Source organism: Hymenobacter sp. BRD128 (genome assembly GCF_013256625.1).
Classification (GTDB): domain Bacteria; phylum Bacteroidota; class Bacteroidia; order Cytophagales; family Hymenobacteraceae; genus Hymenobacter.
Genome location: NZ_CP053908.1, coordinates 1371324 through 1391042, shown reverse-complemented (window position 1 = coordinate 1391042; position 19719 = coordinate 1371324). Strand labels below are relative to the sequence as shown.

14 protein-coding genes and 1 pseudogene are annotated in these 19719 nt (G+C 61.8%); 4 read left to right on the top strand and 11 right to left on the bottom strand.

The window, feature by feature from the left end:
• The first annotated feature begins 171 nt into the window (after positions 1 to 171).
• Positions 172 to 2025 (top strand): glycoside hydrolase family 2 protein, encoded by a 1854-nt coding sequence (locus tag GKZ68_RS06245; protein ID WP_173112073.1) that lies wholly within the window; start codon positions 172 to 174, stop codon positions 2023 to 2025.
• An 85-nt stretch (positions 2026 to 2110) separates the two neighbouring features.
• Here the strand turns inward: GKZ68_RS06245 and GKZ68_RS06240 are convergent, their stop codons facing one another.
• Complete coding sequence (locus GKZ68_RS06240) at positions 2111 to 2935, bottom strand: metallophosphoesterase (RefSeq protein ID WP_173112070.1); 825 nt, start codon at positions 2933 to 2935, stop codon at positions 2111 to 2113.
• Positions 2936 to 3088: 153 nt separating this feature from the next.
• On the opposite strand from GKZ68_RS06240, the gene GKZ68_RS06235 reads away from it, so the two are divergent.
• From GKZ68_RS06235 to fahA, 3 genes are all read left to right on the top strand, one after another.
• A complete protein-coding gene (locus tag GKZ68_RS06235) occupies positions 3089 to 4195 on the top strand; it encodes an Mrp/NBP35 family ATP-binding protein (RefSeq protein WP_173112067.1) in 1107 nt (368 codons plus the stop codon).
• A gap of 100 nt (positions 4196 to 4295) precedes the next feature.
• Positions 4296 to 4523, top strand: coding sequence for a NifU family protein (locus GKZ68_RS06230; RefSeq protein ID WP_173112065.1), 228 nt, complete (start codon positions 4296 to 4298; stop codon positions 4521 to 4523).
• A 171-nt stretch (positions 4524 to 4694) separates the two neighbouring features.
• Positions 4695 to 5999, top strand: a complete 1305-nt coding sequence (gene fahA, locus GKZ68_RS06225; RefSeq protein ID WP_173112063.1) for a fumarylacetoacetase — start codon at positions 4695 to 4697, stop codon at positions 5997 to 5999.
• A gap of 117 nt (positions 6000 to 6116) precedes the next feature.
• On the opposite strand, the gene GKZ68_RS06220 is transcribed toward fahA, so the two are convergent.
• The 10 genes and pseudogenes from GKZ68_RS06220 to GKZ68_RS06180 form a co-directional block, all read right to left on the bottom strand.
• Positions 6117 to 7181, bottom strand: coding sequence for a hypothetical protein (locus GKZ68_RS06220; protein ID WP_173112060.1), 1065 nt, complete (start codon positions 7179 to 7181; stop codon positions 6117 to 6119).
• A gap of 129 nt (positions 7182 to 7310) precedes the next feature.
• Complete coding sequence (gene acs, locus GKZ68_RS06215; RefSeq protein ID WP_173112057.1) at positions 7311 to 9224, bottom strand: acetate--CoA ligase; 1914 nt, start codon at positions 9222 to 9224, stop codon at positions 7311 to 7313.
• 98 nt (positions 9225 to 9322) lie between these two features.
• A pseudogene (locus tag GKZ68_RS06210) lies at positions 9323 to 11170 on the bottom strand (AMP-binding protein); the annotation flags it as partial.
• Between the two features lie 125 nt (positions 11171 to 11295).
• On the bottom strand, positions 11296 to 11682 hold the full coding sequence (locus tag GKZ68_RS06205) for a response regulator transcription factor (RefSeq protein ID WP_173112054.1): 387 nt from the start codon (positions 11680 to 11682) through the stop codon (positions 11296 to 11298).
• Positions 11679 to 14483, bottom strand: coding sequence for a sensor histidine kinase (locus tag GKZ68_RS06200; protein WP_173112051.1), 2805 nt, complete (start codon positions 14481 to 14483; stop codon positions 11679 to 11681). Before GKZ68_RS06200 ends, GKZ68_RS06205 begins: the two co-directional genes overlap by 4 nt.
• Positions 14484 to 14544: 61 nt before the next feature.
• Positions 14545 to 14793 (bottom strand): hypothetical protein, encoded by a 249-nt coding sequence (locus tag GKZ68_RS06195; protein ID WP_217275405.1) that lies wholly within the window; start codon positions 14791 to 14793, stop codon positions 14545 to 14547.
• A 53-nt stretch (positions 14794 to 14846) separates the two neighbouring features.
• Entirely contained in the window at positions 14847 to 16325 is a 1479-nt protein-coding gene (locus tag GKZ68_RS06190) for an MFS transporter (protein WP_173112048.1), read from the bottom strand.
• A 79-nt stretch (positions 16326 to 16404) separates the two neighbouring features.
• Complete coding sequence (locus tag GKZ68_RS06185; protein ID WP_173112045.1) at positions 16405 to 17901, bottom strand: hypothetical protein; 1497 nt, start codon at positions 17899 to 17901, stop codon at positions 16405 to 16407.
• Between the two features lie 503 nt (positions 17902 to 18404).
• Complete coding sequence (locus tag GKZ68_RS22595; RefSeq protein WP_367949208.1) at positions 18405 to 18647, bottom strand: hypothetical protein; 243 nt, start codon at positions 18645 to 18647, stop codon at positions 18405 to 18407.
• Positions 18644 to 19663 (bottom strand): MFS transporter, encoded by a 1020-nt coding sequence (locus GKZ68_RS06180; protein ID WP_367949207.1) that lies wholly within the window; start codon positions 19661 to 19663, stop codon positions 18644 to 18646. Before GKZ68_RS06180 ends, GKZ68_RS22595 begins: the two co-directional genes overlap by 4 nt.
• Positions 19664 to 19719 lie beyond the last annotated feature (56 nt).

Here is a 19719-nt window from a genome sequence, read left to right as displayed (position 1 = left end):
CGGCCCCAGAAAGCTAGCCGGACCAAATCCGGCGTTAATTGGATTGTCGTACCTACTTTTCCGCCCGTCTTCTTCACCGGCCGCTACTTCGGATATGGATTGCGGCTTTTTTGGCAAGTACCTTGCTCAACTTAGTATCTGTTTGTTGGATTCTGCCGTTAGCTACCTCGTATGGACGACCTCACGCACGCTAATTACGGCCTCTCGGCCCCGCCCGAAGCCAATACTACCGAAGAAGTAGATAACTCGCTGCCGCGCGCCGTGCTGCGCTCGGGCACGCATTTTCTGCTCGACGGTACCTGGCGCTTTGGCCTCGACCCCGACGACGCGGGCCTCATCGAAGAGTGGTTTGAAGGCCACGACTACCGCTACACGGCCCAGTGGCCGGGCTCGATTGAGGAGCATATTGTGCAGGCCCACGCCAATGAGGCCAGCACCGGCTGGCAGGATAAGGTAGTGGCCTGGTACGAGCGCGAGTTTCCGCTGCCCGAGGTGGCTAGCAGTGGCAGCGGCAATTCGCGCTCGCTCATTCAGCTCACCTTCGGGGCCTGCGGCTACGAAACGCGGGTGTGGCTCAATGGCAAGCTGCTGCGCACCATTGAGGGCGAAGACGTACACTACGGCGAGTATACCTCGTTTACGTACGAATTGCCCGAGGCCGACCTGCACCTGGCCAACCGCCTCACCGTGCGCATTGCCGACACGATGGATGCCGAAACCACCCGCGGCAAGCAGGAATCGCACGTGTATAAGCGCGGCGGCATCTGGTATCAGACGCACTCGGGCGCCGTGCGCTCGGTGTGGCTCGAAGCCGTGGAGCGCAACCGCCTGCGCTCCAGAGTGGGCGTGGTGAGCACCATCGAGGACCAGTTGGTGCGCTTCAACCTCACCATTCGCATCCACGATGCGGGCGACTACACTGTGCGCCTGCAAGTATTCGAGCCCGACGCGGCACCTACCGATGCCCCGCTGGCTAGCTCCGATTTTCCCATGCGGCTAGCCGCCGGCCAGCAAGAGCAGCGCTTTTCGCTGGAGGTGCCCGGCGCCGAGGTGTGGTGCCCCGAGAATCCGCACCGCTACCGCCTCGTGGCCCAGCTCATTGACAGCACCAACTACTCGGCTCAGATTGAAGCCCGCTTCGGCCTGCGCAAGATTGAGGCGCGCGGCCGCAAGGTGTATCTGAATAACGAGCCGATTTATCTCGACGGTATTCTTTACCAGCCGGGCACGGCCACCTTCGCCGAGATGCAGCGCCACATGCACGCCATGAAAAAGCTGGGCTGCAACCTCGTGCGGGTGCACATCGCCGGCATCGACCCGCGCATCTACAACCTGGCCGACGAGCTAGGCCTGCTGCTGTGGGTAGAGGTGCCCAGCCCGCACAGCAGCACGCCCCGCAGCCGCGAAAACCACCGCGCCGAGCTGCTGCGCATGCTCAGCCTCATGGAAACGCACCCCAGCATCATCATCTGGAGCCTCTACAACGAGGATTGGGGCGCCCAGGACATTGCCACCAACCCGGCCACCCAGCGCTACATCGTGCAGATGTACAACTTCATGCAGCTGGCTCACCCGCAGTTTCTGGTGATTGACAACGACGGCTGGCACCACATTTCCGACCGGGGCGCCCTCAAGAGCGACCTGCTCACCGCCCACCTCTACACCCCCGACCTGGGCCGCTGGCGCGAGCTGCTCGACCGCCTCATCCACGGCGAGCTGGAGGGCACCGCCGCCTTCCCGCTCGTGGTGGGCGACCCTTACTTCTACCGCGGCCAGCGCCCGCTGCTCGTGAGCGAGTGGGGCGGCTTCGGCTTCAGTGACTATGGCGGCCCCGCCGATGCCGAGGCCCGCACCAACAGCATCCGCGACTTCAAGCGCGAGCTGCGCGCTAGGCCCATCGCGGGCGACGTCTACACCCAGGCCACTAACATCGAGGACGAGCGCAACGGCCTCATCGGCTTCCACTCAGGCGAGCTGGAGGTGCCGGCCGGTTTGCTGCACTCGGAGCCGGGGCAGCCGGGATAGGTACTATTGCTACAAATTGCTACAAAAAGAAAAGCCTAAGCAGTTGCCGAGGCTTTTCTTTTTGTAGCAATAATACATAGCTAGTTTAGGTCGCTAAGTTGAATATTGCGATTTCGGCCCGCGCCATGAAGCGTACAGGTAAGATACTCGTTCCTATACCTTTCGACACGTACATTTTCTTCGTACCATCCTCATACCAACCTTTTAAATATCTACCACTTCCTTGTGGGGTGAATGGCACGTAACCGAAAATATTTACTTGCCCACCATGCGTATGGCCAGCCAGAATAAAATTAATAGGCTGTTTTTTACCGCTTAGCTCAAAAATCCTGTCGCTATATTCTGGGCAGTGATTCAGCACGATATGAAAATCGCTTTGCTGGTATGATTCTAATGCAGCAGCTATGTCTGCACGCCCACCTACGTAGTCATCAACACCCGTTATGGCTATTGTTTTCTTATTAAAAGCGTAACGTTTAGACTCGTTAATTAATAAATCGCAGTTATTACTATTGTAAATCTGCTTTAGCGCCTCCAGATTCACGTGTCCCCAGTACTCCCAATTACCAAGTATTGCTACCTTTTTAATATCAAGATTGATGAGCCCAAGAAATTTATCCAAGACGTGTAGTTTCTCTGTCTTATCGACTGCGTCACCAGTAATAAGGATAAGGTCTGGCTTTAACGTATTCAATCGCTTAGCAAGTTGCCGCAACTGATAATTCACAGATTGTATATGCAAATCTGATAGCTGGACAACTTTAATACTAGATACTCCGCCTTCTGAAGAACCAAGAAAAAACTCGTTCGTTTCGATGAAGAACTTCTCGACCCATACTGAATCTATTAGTCCTATTATAGCCATCGTCAATAGTCCGGCCTTAATAAATTTTCTTCTTGTCCAATGCATACGCTATATTTTATCTTGCTAATAAACTAAGTTGGCTTCAACCGCATTCAGCAATGAACCAAATATAGACTCTTAATAACTCCCCGCCCCCGAAACCCATCCCCCGCCCGGCGGGTTATCTTTGCAGCTACGCCCCTAGCGGCGCATTTGCTTATGCCTGAGATAACGATAGAAGCCGTCCGCCACGCCCTGAGCTTCGTGGAAGAGCCCGACCTGGGACAGGATTTGATTACCCTTAACATGGTGGAAGACATCAAGGTAGACGGCCGCACGGTGTCGTTTACCGTGGTGCTCACCACGCCCGCCTGTCCGCTCAAGCAGCTCATCCACGACGCCTGCGAGCGCGCCGTGCACACGATGGTGGACAAAGACGCCAACGTGGTGATTCAGATGACCTCGCGCGTGACCACCATGCGCAACAACAACACCATTTTGCCCGGCGTGAAGAACATCATCGCCATTGCCTCGGGCAAGGGCGGCGTGGGCAAAAGCACCGTCACGGCCAACCTAGCGGTGGCCCTGGCCGCCGCCGGCGCCAAGGTGGGCCTCATCGACGCCGATATTTCGGGGCCGAGCATGCCCACCATGTTTGGGGTGGAAGATGCCCGGCCGCACGTGTACCAGACGCCGGCCGGCAAGAACCTCATCGAGCCGATTATTAAGTACGGCGTGAAGCTAATGAGCATCGGCTTTCTGGCCCCCAGCGAGCACGCCATTGTGTGGCGCGGACCGATGGCCTCGTCGGCGCTCAAGCAGTTTATTACGGAAGTAGACTGGGGCGAGCTCGACTACCTGCTGCTCGACCTGCCGCCCGGCACCTCCGACATTCACCTCACGATGGTACAAACCGTGCCCGTGACCGGCGCCATCATCGTGACCACCCCGCAGCCCGTGGCGCTGATGGATGCCCAGAAGGGCTTACAGATGTTTCGCCAGCCACAGATTAACGTGCCGGTGCTGGGCATTATCGAGAATATGGCGTGGTTTACGCCGGCCGAACTACCTGACAACAAGTATTATATCTTTGGCGAGGGCGGCGGCCAGCGGCTGGCCACCAAGCACGACGTGCCGCTGCTGGGCCAGCTGCCGCTGATTCAGGCGGTGCGCGAGGCCGGCGACGAAGGCCGCCCGGCCGTGCTGGCTGATGTAAATTCGCCGGCGGCGGCCACCTTCCGCGACCTGGCCGAAAGCCTGGCCCGGCAGGTGAGCATTCGCAACAACGTGGCCCCTAAAACCAGCGTTGTGCAGATGAACAGCTAATCGGCGCGCACGAACTACCAGCCTAGCCAGGTAGTACGCAGTGCACATTTTGCTGCTTCCACCTGTTTATAGCACATTGCTAACTGTTAATTGATTGAAAATGGATTCTGTTTTGTCCCGCGTCGAGCAAGCCCTTGATTCTCTGCGTCCTTACCTGGCCACGGATGGCGGCAACGTGCGCGTGGCCGAAATAACCGATGCTGGCGTATTGAAGCTGGAGTGGGAAGGTGCCTGCGGCGCCTGCCCCATGTCGCCGATGACGCGCGCCGGCCTCGAAGACACCGTGCGCAAGGCCGTGCCCGAAATCACGGCCGTGGAGGCCCGCTAGCCCTCTTTTTGGTGATTCCCCCTACCGTCTGTCATGCTGAGCTTGCGAAGCATCTTGCTCGCACCGTTAGGGTTAGTTTTCCTAGCAGTGCAGTAGCGATGCCTCGCAAGCTCAGCATGACAGACGTTTTTTTGGCCGACGCGTAAGTTTCGGCCCAGCTTACTTTTGCCTATGCCTGCTTCGCCCGCCAACGACCCTAGCCTGCGCTCCTGGATTGACATCCGGCCAACCGACGATTTTCCGATTCAAAACCTACCCTTCGGAGTGATGGAGGTACCCGAGTGGGGCCCGCGCCTGGCGGTGGCCATCGGCGGCTACGCCTTGGATTTGTACGCCTGCGCACAGCTAGGGTACTTCGACAGCCTGGCGGCCGATGTGCCCGCGCTGGGCGCGGCGCTGCCCAAGGTGTTTCGGCGGCGCTCGCTCAATGCGTTTTTGCGGCTGGGGCCGGCGGCGTGGCGGGCCGTGCGCGAGCGCGTAAGCGAGCTCCTGCGCCACGACAACCCCGCCCTGCGCGACAACGAACTGGCCGTGCGCACCTGCTTGCTACGCCAGCGCGATGTGACCATGCTGCGCCCGGTGAAGCCCACTAACTACGTCGATTTTTACAGCAGCCTGGAACACGCCACCAACGTAGGCGTCCTGTTTCGGCCCGATAACCCGCTGCTGCCCAACTGGCGGCACCTGCCCATCGCCTACCACGGCCGGGCCAACTCCATCGTGGTGAGCGGCACGCCCGTGCGCCGGCCCAGCGGCCAGTATAGGCTAGCCGGGCAGGAAACGCCGGTTTTTGGCCCCACCCAGCAGCTCGATTTTGAGCTGGAAACCGCCTTCATCGTGGGCCAGGGCACCGCGCAGGGCACTACAGTACCCCTAGCCGAGGCCGAGAGTCACATCTTTGGCCTCGTGCTGTTTAATGATTGGAGCGCCCGCGATATTCAGAGCTGGGAGTACCAGCCGCTAGGGCCTTTTCTGGGCAAGAATTTCGCCAGCAGCGTTTCGCCCTGGGTCGTCACGCTCGATGCGCTGGAGCCTTTCCGGGTGGCCGGGCCGGCGCAGGAGCCGCAGCCCCTGCCCTACCTGCAAGAAACAGGGGCGCATCATTTCGACATTGAACTCGAAGTGCTGATTCAGCCGGCTGGTGCCACGGCGGCGCCGTTCGTTATCAGCCGCACCAATATGAGGCACCTCTATTGGACCATGGCTCAGCAGCTGACGCACCACGCCAGCAACGGCTGCCCGCTCGACGCGGGCGACATTTATGCTTCGGGCACTATCAGCGGCCCCACACCCGGCTCGCTAGGCTCGCTGCTGGAGCTAACGCAGCGCGGCACCCAGCCGCTCAACCTATCGGACAATTTGCAGCTCGGCTTCTTGCGCGACGGCGATACGGTCATTCTGCGCGGCTTTGCCGAAAGGAATGGCCTGCGTATTGGGCTAGGCGAGGTGAGCGGCACGGTATTAGGGCCGGCCTAGGCAAAGGAGCATAGGCGGCCCGGCTCTGCCAGCACAAAAAAACCGCACTTCTGGCAGAAGCGCGGTTTTTTCAGTAGCCAGCGCCCGCCCGTCAAGGCACGAGCGCGCTGGGCCAGCTCAGCTACCTTTACCGGCCAGGTAGCTATCAGTAGCTTGCATTATCGCTTTTTGCGCCTCTTGGAGCCGGCTCGGGCGGGACATCCGGGCGTAGTAGCTCTGTAGCTCTTGGTTGACGCGTTGCAGGCGCTTCTTCACCTCATTGCGCTGCGACTTCTGGTTTTGGGGCGTGGCTGGGTCAGCAGCCAGCTTTGCCCCCACCTCCGTAAAGTCCTTCACTGCCTGTGCTAGCCGCTCGCCCTCCAGGCGCTTGTCGGCCAGGGTAGCCTCGCGGATGAGCTGGGCGGCAGTGGCTTGGTCAAACGCGTCGTGGCTTAGCATCTCCTGAAGAGCGCTGGCCGAGAAAGGGGCCGGGGGCGACGGCAGTTCGGCAGCACTGAAGCCGAGCAGGTCGGCCGTGAGCCCGGCCAGAGTCTTGCTATAGGCTGCCACCTTTTCCTGCATTTGCGCTGCCTCTTGCTGGCGCCACCACGCGTTGCGCAGCAAGTCGTTGTTAAGCGCTTGCAGGCTTTGCTGCGCTTGGGGCGCGAGTGTCAGCGATTGCAGTGCGCCGCGCATCTGGCCGGGCAAAAATACCTCTTGGTAGCTCTTCACGGCGAGTCTGGTGCGTTGCCGGGCATCTTCTTTTTGCTGATTTTCCGCTTCTTGGGCGTTAGCAGCCGGATGCTCTTGCCGCCGGTGCTGCTGCTCCTGGGTTAGTTGCGCGAGCTGCTCGTTGGCCCGCTGCTCGGCCTGCTGCTGCTGGGCTTGCAGTTGCTCTAGCTGCTGGGCGCTTGGGGGCCGGCGCAGCGCCAGCGGCTGCCGAGTTAAGTATCGCTGCTGATTGTAGTAATACTGCTGCATCTGCTGCCGCTGCTGGTCCTGCATCCGCTGAAAATTCTGGTGCGCCTGCTGCTGCTGTAGCTGTTGCGCCCGGTAATTGCTGCTAGGGCCAGTTAGGGTGTTGTTGACGGTTGAGGGCCGGTAGCTGGGGGTATAGCTGGGCCGGGAGGGCGAATACATGGGGCGGTATTGCGCCACGGCAGGCAGCGCTAGCAACAATAGCAAGGGTAATGGATATTTCATGGGTAACGCAGCTATAAGTGGTTCATCAACTTCTCATTCCACAAAAGTGAGTTATATAGTTGATTATGCCAAGTTGAATACCAATTAATTTCCAATTATTTTGCAGTATATCGCTTCGGCGCCGGCTGCTTACTTCCTGCCCGCCACAATCTCGTCCACAATCAGCGGGTCGAGCAGCGTGGTTGTGTCGCCCAGGTTCGACGTTTCGCCTTCGGCCACTTTGCGCAGGATGCGGCGCATGATTTTGCCCGAGCGGGTTTTGGGCAGGCCGCTCACCAGCTGAATCTTATCGGGCTTGGCGATGCGGCCGATGGCGGCCACCACGGCTTCGATGATGCTAGCCTCCGTTTTCTGAATCTCGATATCGGTGGTGGGCAGGCCGTGCTGGCAAATGACGTAGGCGTAGATGCCCTGGCCCTTCACCTCGTGCGGGTAGCCGACCACGGCGCTTTCCACCACGTACTCGCTTTCGTTGATGGCATTCTCGATTTCGGCGGTGCCGAAGCGGTGGCCGCTCACGTTTATCACGTCGTCGACGCGCCCGATGATGCGGTAGAGGCCGTTTTCGTCGCGCCGGGCGCCGTCGCCGGTGAAGTAGTAGCCGGGATAAGGCTGAAAATACGTCTGACGGCAGCGCTCGTGGTCGCCCCAGGTAGTGCGGATAACACCCGGCCAGCTCGCTTTGATGGCCAGGTAGCCTTCCTGGTCGTTGCCCTCGATTTTGGTGCCATCCTGGTTGAGCAGCACGGGCTGCACGCCGGGCAGCGGCAGGCCGGCCCTAGCGGGCACGCTGGGTGTAATGCCGGCCATCGCCGAAATCATGATGCCGCCGGTTTCGGTTTGCCACCAGGTGTCCACGATGGGGCAGCGGCCTTTGCCCACGTGCTGGTGGTACCAGTGCCAGGCTTCCTCGTTGATGGGCTCGCCCACCGACCCTAGCACGCGCAGGCTGCTGAGCGAGTAGGCCAGCACGTGGTCGAGGGGTGCGGCCATGAGCGAGCGGATGGCCGTAGGCGCGGTATAAAACGCCGTAACGTGGTGCTTGTCAATGACTTCCCAAAACCGACCCGGCGATGGGAACGTGGGCACGCCCTCAAACAAGAGCGTGGTGCAGCCGGCCAGCAGCGGCCCGTAGAGGGCGTAGGTGTGGCCCGTAACCCAGCCGATGTCGGCGGTGCACCAGTAGACGTCGTTTTCCTCGATTTGGAACACGTTGCGGAACGTGTAGTCGGCCCACACCATGTAGCCGGCCTGGGTGTGCACCACGCCCTTGGGCTTGCCGGTGCTGCCCGAAGTGTAGAGGATGAACAGCGGGTCTTCGGCCTGCATTTCCTCGGCGGGGCAGTCTTTCTCCACGTCCTTCACCTCGTCGTGGTACCACACGTCGCGGCCGGCTTGCAACTGCACCGGCCAGCCCGTGTGCTCGATAACGATGACGCGCTGCACGCTAGGGCAGTTCGCCAGCGCCTCGTCCACCACACTCTTCACGGGTATTTGCTTGGCGCCCCGGTTCAGGCCGTCGGCCGTGATGACGCACACGGCATCGGCGTCGTTGATGCGGTCGGCAATGGCCGAGGCCGAGAAGCCAGCGAATACCACTGAGTGCACCGCCCCGATGCGGGCGCAGGCCAGGGTGGCCACGGCCAGCAGCGGTATCATGGGCACGTAGAGGGCCACGCGGTCGCCCTTGCGCACCCCGTTCTTTTTCAGCACGTTGGCAAACTGGCACACCTGCTCGTGCAGCTCGCGGTAGGTGAGGCGCAGGTGGCGCGTCTTCGGGTCGTTGGGCTCGAAGATGATGGCTAGCTTGTTGGCGCGGCTGGCCAGGTGGCGGTCGAGGCAGTTCTCGGTGAGGTTGAGCGTGGCGCCGGCGTACCAGGTGCTGGTGCCAGCCGGCGAAAACTCGCCGCCGCGCACGGTATCCCACTTTTTGCGCCAGGTGAAGGGCTCGGCGGCAGCGGCCCAAAAGGCATCGGGGTCTTCAATAGATTGGGTGTAATCGGCGTGGTACTCTTCCAGAGTGCGCGTGCGAATGGCAGACATGTTGGGAGTGGTAGTGATGAAAAGAGAAGTAGAAATCGGTTTATGGAGCAGGCGCTAGCCTACTGATAGCCAGCACGTGGCGGGCTTACTGCCTCACGTTAGGGGGTGAATGCCTGCCCCACCCCGCGCCGCTCAAAGCCCGCCCGGATTTCCTCCAGAATAAGCGGGTCGTCGATGGTAGCGGGCAGGGCAAAGGCTTCGCCATCGGCCAGCTGGCGCAGGGTTTTGCGCAGGATTTTGCCCGAGCGGGTTTTGGGTAAGCGCTTCACGGCCAGCACCTGCCGGAAGCAGGCTAGCGCGCCAATGCGCGCGCGCACGGCCGCCACCAGCTCGGCTTCGAGCAGGGCCTCGGCCAGCGCGTGGCCGTCTTTGAGCACCACCAGGCCCACGGGCACTTGGCCGCGCAGCGCGTCGGCGAGGCCCAGCACGGCGCACTCGGCCACGGCGGGGTGGGCAGCCAGAATTTCTTCCATCTCGCCGGTGCTGAGGCGGTGGCCGGCCACGTTTATTACGTCATCGACGCGCCCCATGATGTAGACGTAGCCCTCGGCATCGCGGTAGCCGCCGTCGCCGCTCAGGTAGTAGCCCGGAAACACGTCGAAGTAGGCCCGGTAGCGCGCCTCATCCTGCCACAGCGCCGGGAAGCAGCCGGGCGGCAGCGGCAGCTTTATAGCCACCAGCCCCGTGGTACCAGCCGGCACGGGCTGGCCTTCCTCGCTGAGAATCTGCACGTCGTAGCCCGGCACCGGGAAGCCGGCGCTGCCGGCGCGGGGCGGCGGCATTTCCTCCAGGCCCACGAGGCTGCCCACGATGGGCCAGCCCGACTCGGTTTGCCACCAGTGGTCGACTACCAGCACGCCCAGCACGTGCCCGGCCCAGGTGAAGGTAGCGGGGTCGCAGCGCTCGCCGGCCAGAAACAGCTGGCGTAGGCTGCCGAGGTCGTAGCGGCGGGCTAGCTGGCCGTCGGGGTCTTCCTTTTTGATGGCCCGGATGGCCGTGGGGGCCGTGAACAGCACGTTGACGCGGTGCTGCTCGACTAGCCGCCAAAAAGTGCCCGCGTCGGGCGTGCGCACGGGCTTGCCTTCGTAGAGCACTGAGGTGCAGCCCCGCAGCAGCGGCCCGTACACGATGTAGGAGCTGCCCACCGCCCAGCCAATATCGGAGCCGGTGAAAATGACCTCGCCGGGGGCTAGCCCATACACGGCCTCCATGCTGAAGCGCAGGGCCACGGCGTGGCCGCCGTGGTCGCGCACCACGCCCTTGGGCCGGCCGGTGGTGCCGCTGGTATATAAGATGTAGAGCGGGTGCGTGGCCGGCACCGGCACGGCGGCCACGGGCTCCGCCTTTATCACTTCTTGAAAATCAACATCGCGCCCCGGCTGCATGGCCGCCGCGCAAAAGTCACGCTGCAGCACCACCACGTGCGCCGGCTGGTGGCTAGCCTCGGCCAGCGCGGCATCGACCAGGGGCTTGTAGGGAATAACCCGGTCGAACTCCAGCCCGCCCGAGGCGTAGATGAGCACGCGCGGCCGGGCATCGTCGATGCGCACGGCCAGCTCGTGCGGCGCAAAGCCCCGAACACCACCGAGTGAATGGCCCCTAGCCGGGCGCAGGCCAGCATGGCCACCACCGCCTCGGGCATATTGGGCATGTAGAGGATGACGCGGTCGCCTAGCCCCACCCCCAACGCCCGCAAGCCGCCGGCGAAGTGTGCCGTCATATCGAGCAGCTCGGCGTAGGTGTAGGTGCGCAGGGTATCGGTCACGGGCGAGTCGTAGAGGAGGGCCGGCTGCGGGCCCCGGCCGTGCGCCACGTGGTAGTCGAGGCACAGGTAACAGGTGTTCAGCTCCCCGTCCGCAAACCAGCGCGCGGCCCCGCTGGCCTCCTGCCGCAGCATGGTGGCGGGCCGCTTGTGCCAAGATAGCCGGGCCGCCTGAGTGGCCCAAAAACCCGCCGGATTAACCAGGCTAGCGGCGTAGGTAGCAGCGTAAGAGCAGGCGCGTTTCATGGGTGGGAAGAGGATGCAGCGCGGACGTTGTGGTCCGCGCCAGGGTGGAAGGAGCGGCGCGGACTACAACGTCCGCGCTGCATCGCCCAGCAGCTCGCGCACTTTTTGCATGAGCTGGCGGGTGCTGAAGGGCTTAGGAATGTAGAGGTCGGCGCCGGCGTCGTAGCCCTTTTGTACGTCGGCGGGCTGGCTTTTGGCCGAGAGAAAGATGACTTTGGTGGCCGTGCGGTCGGGGCGCTGGCGCAGCTGGCGGCACACTTGGTAGCCGTCCACATCGGGCATCATCACATCGAGTAGCACGAGGTCGTAGGGCGTTTGATTGATGGCGGCCAGGGCCTCGGTGCCGTTGCGGGCAATGCCAACCTGGTAGCCATTCTTGCGCATCAAAAACTCCAAGGACATGACAATATTCGGCTCATCATCAACCAGTAAGATAGCGGGCGCAGTCATAGCGAAAAGGACGGAGAAAAGGGAGCCACCGCCCGCGCGGGCACGGCCAGCGGCAGCTCAATAAAGAAGCGGGCTCCTAGCTCGGGGGCACTCTCGACCCAGATGCGGCCCTGGTGCAACTCCACTATTTTTTTGGTAATGGCCAGGCCCAGGCCCGAGCCCTCGGGCTTGCGCATGGTCTGGTGGTGGGCCTGAAAAAACTTGTCGAATATCTGATGCTGCTCGGCCAGGGCAATGCCCTTGCCGTTGTCTTCCACGCACAGCAGCAGGGCATCGGCGGCGGGCCAGGCCAGCACCGCAATGTGCCCCGGCCGGCCCGGCACGGTGGCCTTGATGGCATTGGAAAGCAAATTGATGAGCACCTGCATCAGGCGGTCGCGGTCGGCGGGCAGCAGCGGCAGGCTAGCCGGCACCTCCACGCGCAGCTCGGTGCCGCGCTCGCGGGCTAGCTGGGCCACGGCCTCGGCGGCCTCCTGCACTACCTCGGCCAGGACCAGGGGCGTGCGGTCGAGGCTAGCCTGGCCGCTCTCAAATTTCTCCAAATCGAGCACCAGCGAAATAAGGCGGGTGAGGCGCTCGGCCTCGCGGCTGATGGTGAGCTGGAAGCGCTCGCGCTCTTCCACCTCCAGCTCGGGGTTGTCGGCCAAAATTTCGGCCAGGGCGCGGATGCTGGTGAGCGGCGTGCGCAGCTCGTGGGTTACGGTGTACAGAAACTCGTCTTTCTGCATATCCAGCTCCTGCAGCTGCTGGTAGGCCTGGCGCAGCTCGTCGGTGAGGCGCTGCAGCTGGCGGCGCTGCTTTTGCAGCTGGCGGTTGGCTTCGAGCAATTGCTGGCTTTCCCTGAGAATTCCCACCACGTTGTCGTAGCTAATTTGCTCGGCCCCCGCCACCGAGGCCAGCAGCAGGCGGGCCGAGGCCGGGCCGAGCGTGCCGGCCAGCAGCTTTTCGGCGTAGGTGAGCAGGCGCGGGTCGGCGGGCGGAATGGGGGCCGGGCTGCCGGCGGCCGGCGCGGCGGCACCAGGGTCGGCGGCCGGCAGGGCATCGGGAAAGCGCTCGGCGAAGGCGCGCAGTGCCTGGTTGGTACGCTTCTTCCCCAGAAAGCCGAGCAGCAGCGCGCGCACGTCGGGCAAGGGCGTGCGGCCCTGCCAGCCGGCAATTTCTTCGGCCAGGCTGCGGCGCCGAAACACATCGACAAACACGTCGGCCTGGCGCAGCTCCAGGGCCGTGGGTGGCCAGGCCAGCGACAAGCCTACGTAGAGCCCGATGTTGAAAAACCAGCTCCAGAACAGCCCGTGCGACAAATAATCGAGGCCATCGAGCCCAAACAGCGCGCCCGGCCGCAGCCAGCCCAGCCCCCCCACCCCGTCGCTGAGCAGGCTCACCGGCAGGCGCCCCGGCCCCACCAGCGTGGGCACCACCAGCGTGAAAAACCAGATGGCAAACCCCGCCAGAATGCCTAGCGTGGCCCCGCGCCGGGTGCCACCCTTCCAGTACAGCCCGCCCAGCACGGCGGGCAGAAACTGCGCCACTGCCGCAAACGACACCAGCCCGGTATTGACGAGCGGCAGCTGCCGGCCCACCCCGGCGTAGTAGCCGTAGGCCAGGGCCAGCACCAGCACCACGGCCAGCCGCCGGCTCGTGAGGGCCACCCGGCCCAGGTAGGCAAACCAGCGCCGCTGGCCTTCGGGCCGGGCGGCCGGCACCCGCACCAGCAAGGGCATCAGCAAGTGGTTGCTCATCATCACGCTCAGGGCAATGGTTTCGACGATAATCATGCTGCTGGCCGCCGAGAGGCCCCCCAGGTACGTGAGCAGGGCTAGCCACGAATGCCCCGTAGCCAGCGGCAACGCCAGCACGAAGGTATCGGCGTCGAAGCCCCGGCCGCCGAGCCGCAGCATGCCGCCAAAAGCAATGGGCAGCACGAAGATGTTGATAATGAGCAGGTAGAGCGGAAACAGCCACATGGCCTTGCGCAGGTGGTTTTCGTCCACGTTCTCGACCACGGCCACCTGAAACTGGCGCGGCAGCAGCAGCACTGCCGACATGCTAAGGATAAGTAGCGTGAGCCACTCGGCCCCGCTGGTGCCGGTCCCTTGCAGGGTAAAAAGCTGGCGCAGCGCTGGCACCCCCGCCGCCTGGTCAAACACCTCGGCAAAGCCCCCAAACAGCCCAAACGTGACGAAGCCCCCTAGCAGCAGAAACGCCAGCAGCTTCACGAGGCTTTCGAGGGCCACGGCCAGCACCACGCCCTCGTGCCGCTCGGTGGCCTCGACTGAGCGCACCCCGAACAGCACCGTGAACGCGGCCAGCACCCCGGCCGCAAACAGCGCCGCGCCGCTAGCCCCCGCCCCCTGGTCGCCGCCCGTGAGCACCACAAACGAGCTGGCAATGGCCTTGATTTGCAGCGCGATGTAGGGTACCACGCCAAGCACGCACACCGCCGTAACCAGCGCGCCCAGGCTGGCACTTTTGCCGTAGCGGGCCGAGATGAAGTCGGCAATGGAAGTGAGGCGCTGCTGCCGGCACACCCGAATTATCTTGCGCAGCACCAGCCACCACGCCGGCGCCAGCAGCCCCGGCCCCAGGTAAATGCCCACAAAGCTGAGCCCCTGGTGCGCCGCCCGCCCCACCGAGCCGTAGTAGGCCCAGGCGGTGCAGTACACCGCCATGCTCAGGGCATACACGTAGGGGTTGGCCACCAGGCTTTTGCGCGCGGCCGAGCGCCGCTCGGCGGCGTAGGCAACGCCGAAAAGCAGGGCCAGGTAGCCGAACGAAAACGCGATGACGAGCAGCTTATTCACCGTACAAAATCCGCCGCGAAGCTCCGCGGGGTACTAAGAAAATTGTGTGAAGTGGGCAGGGCTAGCCGGCTTTGCGCACCAGCCAGCCCGTGAGGGTAATGAGCAGCAGCCAAGTAAGCAGCACGTAGAGGTACAGCACGGGCACGCCCGCCACCCGCCCGTCGTGGTCGAAAGCGGCGAGCAAGGGGTAATTAAGCAGCACCGCAAACAGCCCCGCTACAAAAAGCAGCCGCTGGCCGCGCTGCTGGCTGCTATCCGGGGGGTTGGGCGTGGGGTTCATGGCTAGGGCTAGCGAGTGGGTAGAAGGCAAAAACCCGCCCGGCGGGCTGCCTGACGGGTTTTTGACTGCAAATCAAGCCGTTATTAGCTGTCCATGAGCTTCACGTCGCGGGTGTCCTTCATCAGGGCCATGCCCACAAAGAAGCAAATGAAGGCGATGACTACCGGGTAGATGAGGCCGATAATACTCTTGTGCTCGTTGGCGAAAGTGCCGGCCGGCTGGGCCGCGGCCCACACGCCGATGGAAGTAGCTACCAGCGGCACAAAGCCGCCAAAGATGCCATTGCCAATGTGATAGGGCACCGACAGCGAGGTGTAGCGCACGCTGGTTGGAAACAGCTCGACGAGGTAGGCGGCGATGGGGCCGTACACCATCGTGACGAACAGCACGAGGCAGAAGGTGAGCGCAATCATGGCTGGCAGGTTGGGGTTAAGGGCTTTCATCACGGCGGGCACGGCCTTGCCGGCGGCGTCCACGGTGGCGGGCGTTACTTCCGTAATCGGGCCGGCGAATGCCTGCAGGCCGTGGAAGAGCGGCATGGTAAACAGCGCGCCGCAAATCATGCCCGTCATGATGATGCGCTTGCGCCCGATACGGTCGGAGAGCGAGCCGAAGTATACGAACAGCGGCGTGGCCAGCAGCATCGATACCACCATGATGATGCTCGAATGCACGGTATCGAGCTTAAGCGTGGCATTCATAAAGGTGAAGGCCTGAAACTGGCTGGTGTAGAAGATAACGCCTTGGCCCATTGTTACGCCGAAGAGGGCGATGAGCACGAGGCGGCGGTTCACGGGGTTCACGAACGAGTCGCGCAGCGGGCTCTTGCTGGTGGTGCCGGTAGCCTTGGCCTTGGCAAACAGCGGCGACTCGTGCAGGCGCTTGCGGATGAAGTACGAGGCGATTACCAGGAAGCCCGAGAGCAGGAACGGAATGCGCCAGCCCCACTCCTTGAAGGCCGGCTCGCCCATCAATTTGCGGGTAATGAGAATGACGGTGATGCTAAGAATGAGCCCGCCGGTGGCCGTAATCTGAATGAAGCTGGTGTAGTAGCCGCGCTGCTTGTCGGGCGCATATTCAGCTACATAAGTGGCCGCGCCGCCGTACTCGCCGCCCAGGGCTAGCCCCTGCAACAGGCGCAGCACCACTACGATGAGCGGCGCCGCAATGCCAATGGAGTCGTAGCTCGGGATGAGGCCCGTTACAAACGTGGCCCCTCCCATGATGAGCAGCGTCACCAGGAAAGTGTATTTGCGCCCAATCATGTCGCCGATGCGGCCGAAGAACACCGCCCCGAACGGCCGCACCACGAAGCCGGCACCAAAAATAGCTAGGGCCCCGAGCAAGGACTTGGTAAGGTCGCCGGACTGCCCAAACAGTACCGGCCCGATAATGGCCGCCAGCGAGCCAAAGATGTAGAAGTCGTACCACTCGATGACCGTGCCCACCGACGAGGCCGTAATGACCTGCCAGATGGTTTTCGAATCGACCTGGTTGTTGTCGTGCGCCGCCGGCGCGTCCAGCGCCGCCCCGTAGGCGGCTGGGTTCAGGCTTTGTTCCATTAGTAAAGGGTGGGGAAAGAAGTTGTGGAAGCCAGGCATTCAGCCGGTTGGTCGCCCCATCGGCTGAGGGCTGCTTTGCTTATAAATATACCTGCGTTTGCAGCGTGATTTCGGGGCGATACTGCACGCTGTTGACCCGGATAGTACCGTCCGCGTTATTGGTCTGGTCGCTGAAATCGGGGCGGAAGCGATAGTTGAGCGTGATTTTGGCGTTGTGGCCATCGAGTAGCAGGTTCAGGCCGGCATCGTACACATTCACACCCCGAATGCTGCCATCGGTATCAAGCAGCCCGTTGAGGCTATTGTGCAGGTAGGCCACGTAGGGCTGGAGCTTGGCCTTGGGACCAAGCAGATTTTTGGGCAGCAGCAGGCCCAGCTGGGCATAGTAGCTTTGGCCGGTACCAATGAGCGGCAGGGCATTACCCGTCAGGCCGGCCTGCCCGGTGCTAACCCCCGTGCCGGGGTTCAGCACTCCCGCATTGCGGACGTAGTTGGGGCCGAAGTTGTAGTTGTAGTACACCGCATAGGCCGTAAGGGCCGTGTTCGAGGCCGTATCGAGCGGAGCATCGTAGAATACGTCTGCGCCGAACAGTTTAATATCGTGGGTATTGTAGGGAATAGTAAACGTGTTGGCCGGAATGGTAGTGGGGTTAGCAGATGGGCGCGAATACGTGCCGCTGGGGTTGTAATGAAAGCCCGCCCCAATATTCAACACCCGCTTGGTACCCAGGTAAGTGCCCGTAAAAAAGGGCAGCAGGTTGGCCTCTTTATCCAGAAACGAGTAGCTGAAATAACCCTGGTAGATTTTATTGGAGTTGCGCGGATAAAACTGCGCCACATTAGTGCGGAGCGTCGAGGGATTACTCGCCTGATTGGTAAGAAAGGCATCGTCAACTGCCAGGCGGTAGTCGAAGCTCCCAATCCGTCCTTTGGCATAAAATCCCAGGAAGTAGCCAAACTGGTCCGTTTGGTCGAGGGTAGGAAAATTGACAACGGGCACGTCCAGGGTCAGCATGTTGAGCGTGCTGGCCGAGGTCATCCGGGAGATGCCATTCTGGTAATGCAGGCCCCCCCCCAGGTTAAGATATTTATTGATGCGGTACTCGCCCACGGCCTCGTGCATGTACACTTGAGGCCTTTTGCCAGGGCCGGTAGCGTCGAGCGGTGCTTCGCCGCTTACCGAGTTCTGGTTTTCCATCCCTACGTCGATTATCAGCAGAAACCGGGGATTGAGCTGCGCCAGCGTAATAAGACGCGTCCGCCGCAGGTTGAAAGTCAGCTGGTCGTCCGTCGGCACGCCATTGCGCAGGGTGTTGCTGTTGTTTTGAGTGTACTGTGCCCAGGCCTGCGTCCAACCGATAAAGCGCAGGTATTTCGAGCCGTCGGGCGAGAGGTTCACCTTCATCCCCGCGCCGTAGGGCACCGACTTGGCCGGGGCAGCGGGCGTGGGTGGCGGAGCCGGCGTGGCGGGCGCGGGTGGCGTGCCCGTGGCCGGCGGCGTTACCTGCCCGAAAGCGGCCCCGGTCCCGGTCAGCAGCAAGCCGCTAATTGCCAGAGCGTAGCGATTATTTCGCATAAAGAAGACGTGAATGGTGGGAAAAAAGCAGCGTGACGGCGCGCACCGCGCCCCGCAGCCTGGTTTGGTTCGGCTAAGTAGCAGCGCTCGTCTATAGGTTGGTACACCTGTGCAGTCGTTTTGCAAAGTACTATAGCTGCCGGCCCAAGGCCAGAAAGCAGATGCAAAAAAGGCAATAACATTCATATCAGGCACTTATTACCGACGCACTAGTAAGTCTGTGCCTGCTGCCTTGTCGGTTAATGCGCCTGGTCTGCCCGTGAAAGGAGCTAGCCGGCTGCCACGACTTCTGAAATTATGCCCATCTAAGAGTATTCAGACCATATTTTGGGCAAAAAATCTGGCAACTATACTTAATCAGCAAACCTATAGCTAATAAGCGACAAAACCACCGTAGCCCGGCTCCAAGCCACTTAGCCAGCTAATTTCTAACAAACGCAAAGCGGCAGCCCCGTTAGGAACTGCCGCTCAGTTACTTTGCAAACCGTATTGGCACTAGCCGCCTACTCTACATAGTCGAGGTCCTTGCCATAGGTTTCGGGCAGGGTGCTGGCGCTGAAGAAAGCCAGCAGCAGCAGTACCGCCCCGATGAGGCCAGCCGCCCCCACCATGCCCAGCGACGGGTTGGCCTTCAGCATCTTGTACACCGGGGCAATGATAACCGTGGCGCCGCGCGCAAAATTGGGCGCCGTAGTAGCTACCGTGGAGCGCAGGTTGGTGCCGAACTGCTCGGCCGCTACCGTCACAAACAAGGCCCAGAACCCCCCGTAAAGCCTATCATAAAGCATACGGCGTAGAAAACCGTGGTGCTAGCCCCGTTGAGGGCAAAGAGGTAAGCCGCCACCGTGCAGGCCGACGAGATGATGAAGACTTGCAGCGTTTTGTTGCGGCTCTTAAACACTTGGCTGAGGCCGCCGCTCGTGAAATCGCCCAGCGTGAGGCCGAAGTAGCACCAGAAGATACTCAGGCCGCCCGTTACGGGCCCTTGCAGCCCAAACTGCTTGCCAAACTCGGGCGCAAACGTGATGAGAATGCCCACCAGATACCAGAAGGGCGTGCCCACCAGCAGGCAGCGCAGGTACTTATAAAAGCGCGGCCCGCTGCTAAAGAGGCTCAGGAAGTTACCGCGCGACACGTCGGAGTTCTTGGTGCTCTCAAACATGCCCGACTCGAACACGCCGGCCCGCAGGGCCAGCAGCCCCAGGCCCAGCGCGCCCCCGATAAAGTAGGCATTGCGCCAGCCAAACTCCTGCCCTACCAGGTAGGCCACCATCGCGCCGCTCACGCCCACCGAGGCCACAATCATGGTGCCGTAGCCGCGCTTTTCCTTAGGCAGGGTTTCGGCCACCAGCGTAATGCCTGCGCCCAGCTCGCCGGCCAGGCCCACGCCCGCAATCAGGCGCAGCCAGCCGTACTGCTCCACCGTTTGCACAAAGCCGTTGGCAATGTTGGCCAGCGAATAGAGCAAAATCGAGCCGAACAACACCGACAGGCGGCCGCGCTTATCGCCCAGCACGCCCCATAAAATACCCCCTAGCAGCATGCCCCACATCTGCATGCTCAGCAGGTTCAGGCCCTGGTCGGTTACGGCCGTTGGGTCGGTTATGCCAATGCCGTTCAGGCTCTTAACCCGAATAATACTAAACAAAACCAGGTCGTAGATGTCGACAAAATAGCCTAGCGCCGCCACAATGACGATGGCGCTGAATAGGCCCACCGGTGGCCGCTCGGCCGGGGCAAGGGTAGGTTGGGGAGAACGCATGGAAAAAGCTGAAAAAATGAGTGGGAAAGGAATATCGGGACAAGGCCCCACCGCAA

Excerpts from the sequence above, each read along its gene's own strand:
- GKZ68_RS06245 (WP_173112073.1), top strand. The coding sequence starts at position 172 with ATGGACGACCTCACGCACGCTAATTACGGCCTCTCGGCCCCGCCCGAA.
- GKZ68_RS06240 (WP_173112070.1), bottom strand. The coding sequence starts at position 2,935 with ATGCATTGGACAAGAAGAAAATTTATTAAGGCCGGACTATTGACGATG.
- GKZ68_RS06235 (WP_173112067.1), top strand. The coding sequence starts at position 3,089 with ATGCCTGAGATAACGATAGAAGCCGTCCGCCACGCCCTGAGCTTCGTG.
- GKZ68_RS06230 (WP_173112065.1), top strand. The coding sequence starts at position 4,296 with ATGGATTCTGTTTTGTCCCGCGTCGAGCAAGCCCTTGATTCTCTGCGT.
- fahA (WP_173112063.1), top strand. The coding sequence starts at position 4,695 with ATGCCTGCTTCGCCCGCCAACGACCCTAGCCTGCGCTCCTGGATTGAC.
- GKZ68_RS06220 (WP_173112060.1), bottom strand. The coding sequence starts at position 7,181 with ATGAAATATCCATTACCCTTGCTATTGTTGCTAGCGCTGCCTGCCGTG.
- acs (WP_173112057.1), bottom strand. The coding sequence starts at position 9,224 with ATGTCTGCCATTCGCACGCGCACTCTGGAAGAGTACCACGCCGATTAC.
- GKZ68_RS06205 (WP_173112054.1), bottom strand. The coding sequence starts at position 11,682 with ATGACTGCGCCCGCTATCTTACTGGTTGATGATGAGCCGAATATTGTC.
- GKZ68_RS06190 (WP_173112048.1), bottom strand. The coding sequence starts at position 16,325 with ATGGAACAAAGCCTGAACCCAGCCGCCTACGGGGCGGCGCTGGACGCG.
- GKZ68_RS06185 (WP_173112045.1), bottom strand. The coding sequence starts at position 17,901 with ATGCGAAATAATCGCTACGCTCTGGCAATTAGCGGCTTGCTGCTGACC.
- GKZ68_RS06180 (WP_367949207.1), bottom strand. The coding sequence starts at position 19,663 with ATGCGTTCTCCCCAACCTACCCTTGCCCCGGCCGAGCGGCCACCGGTG.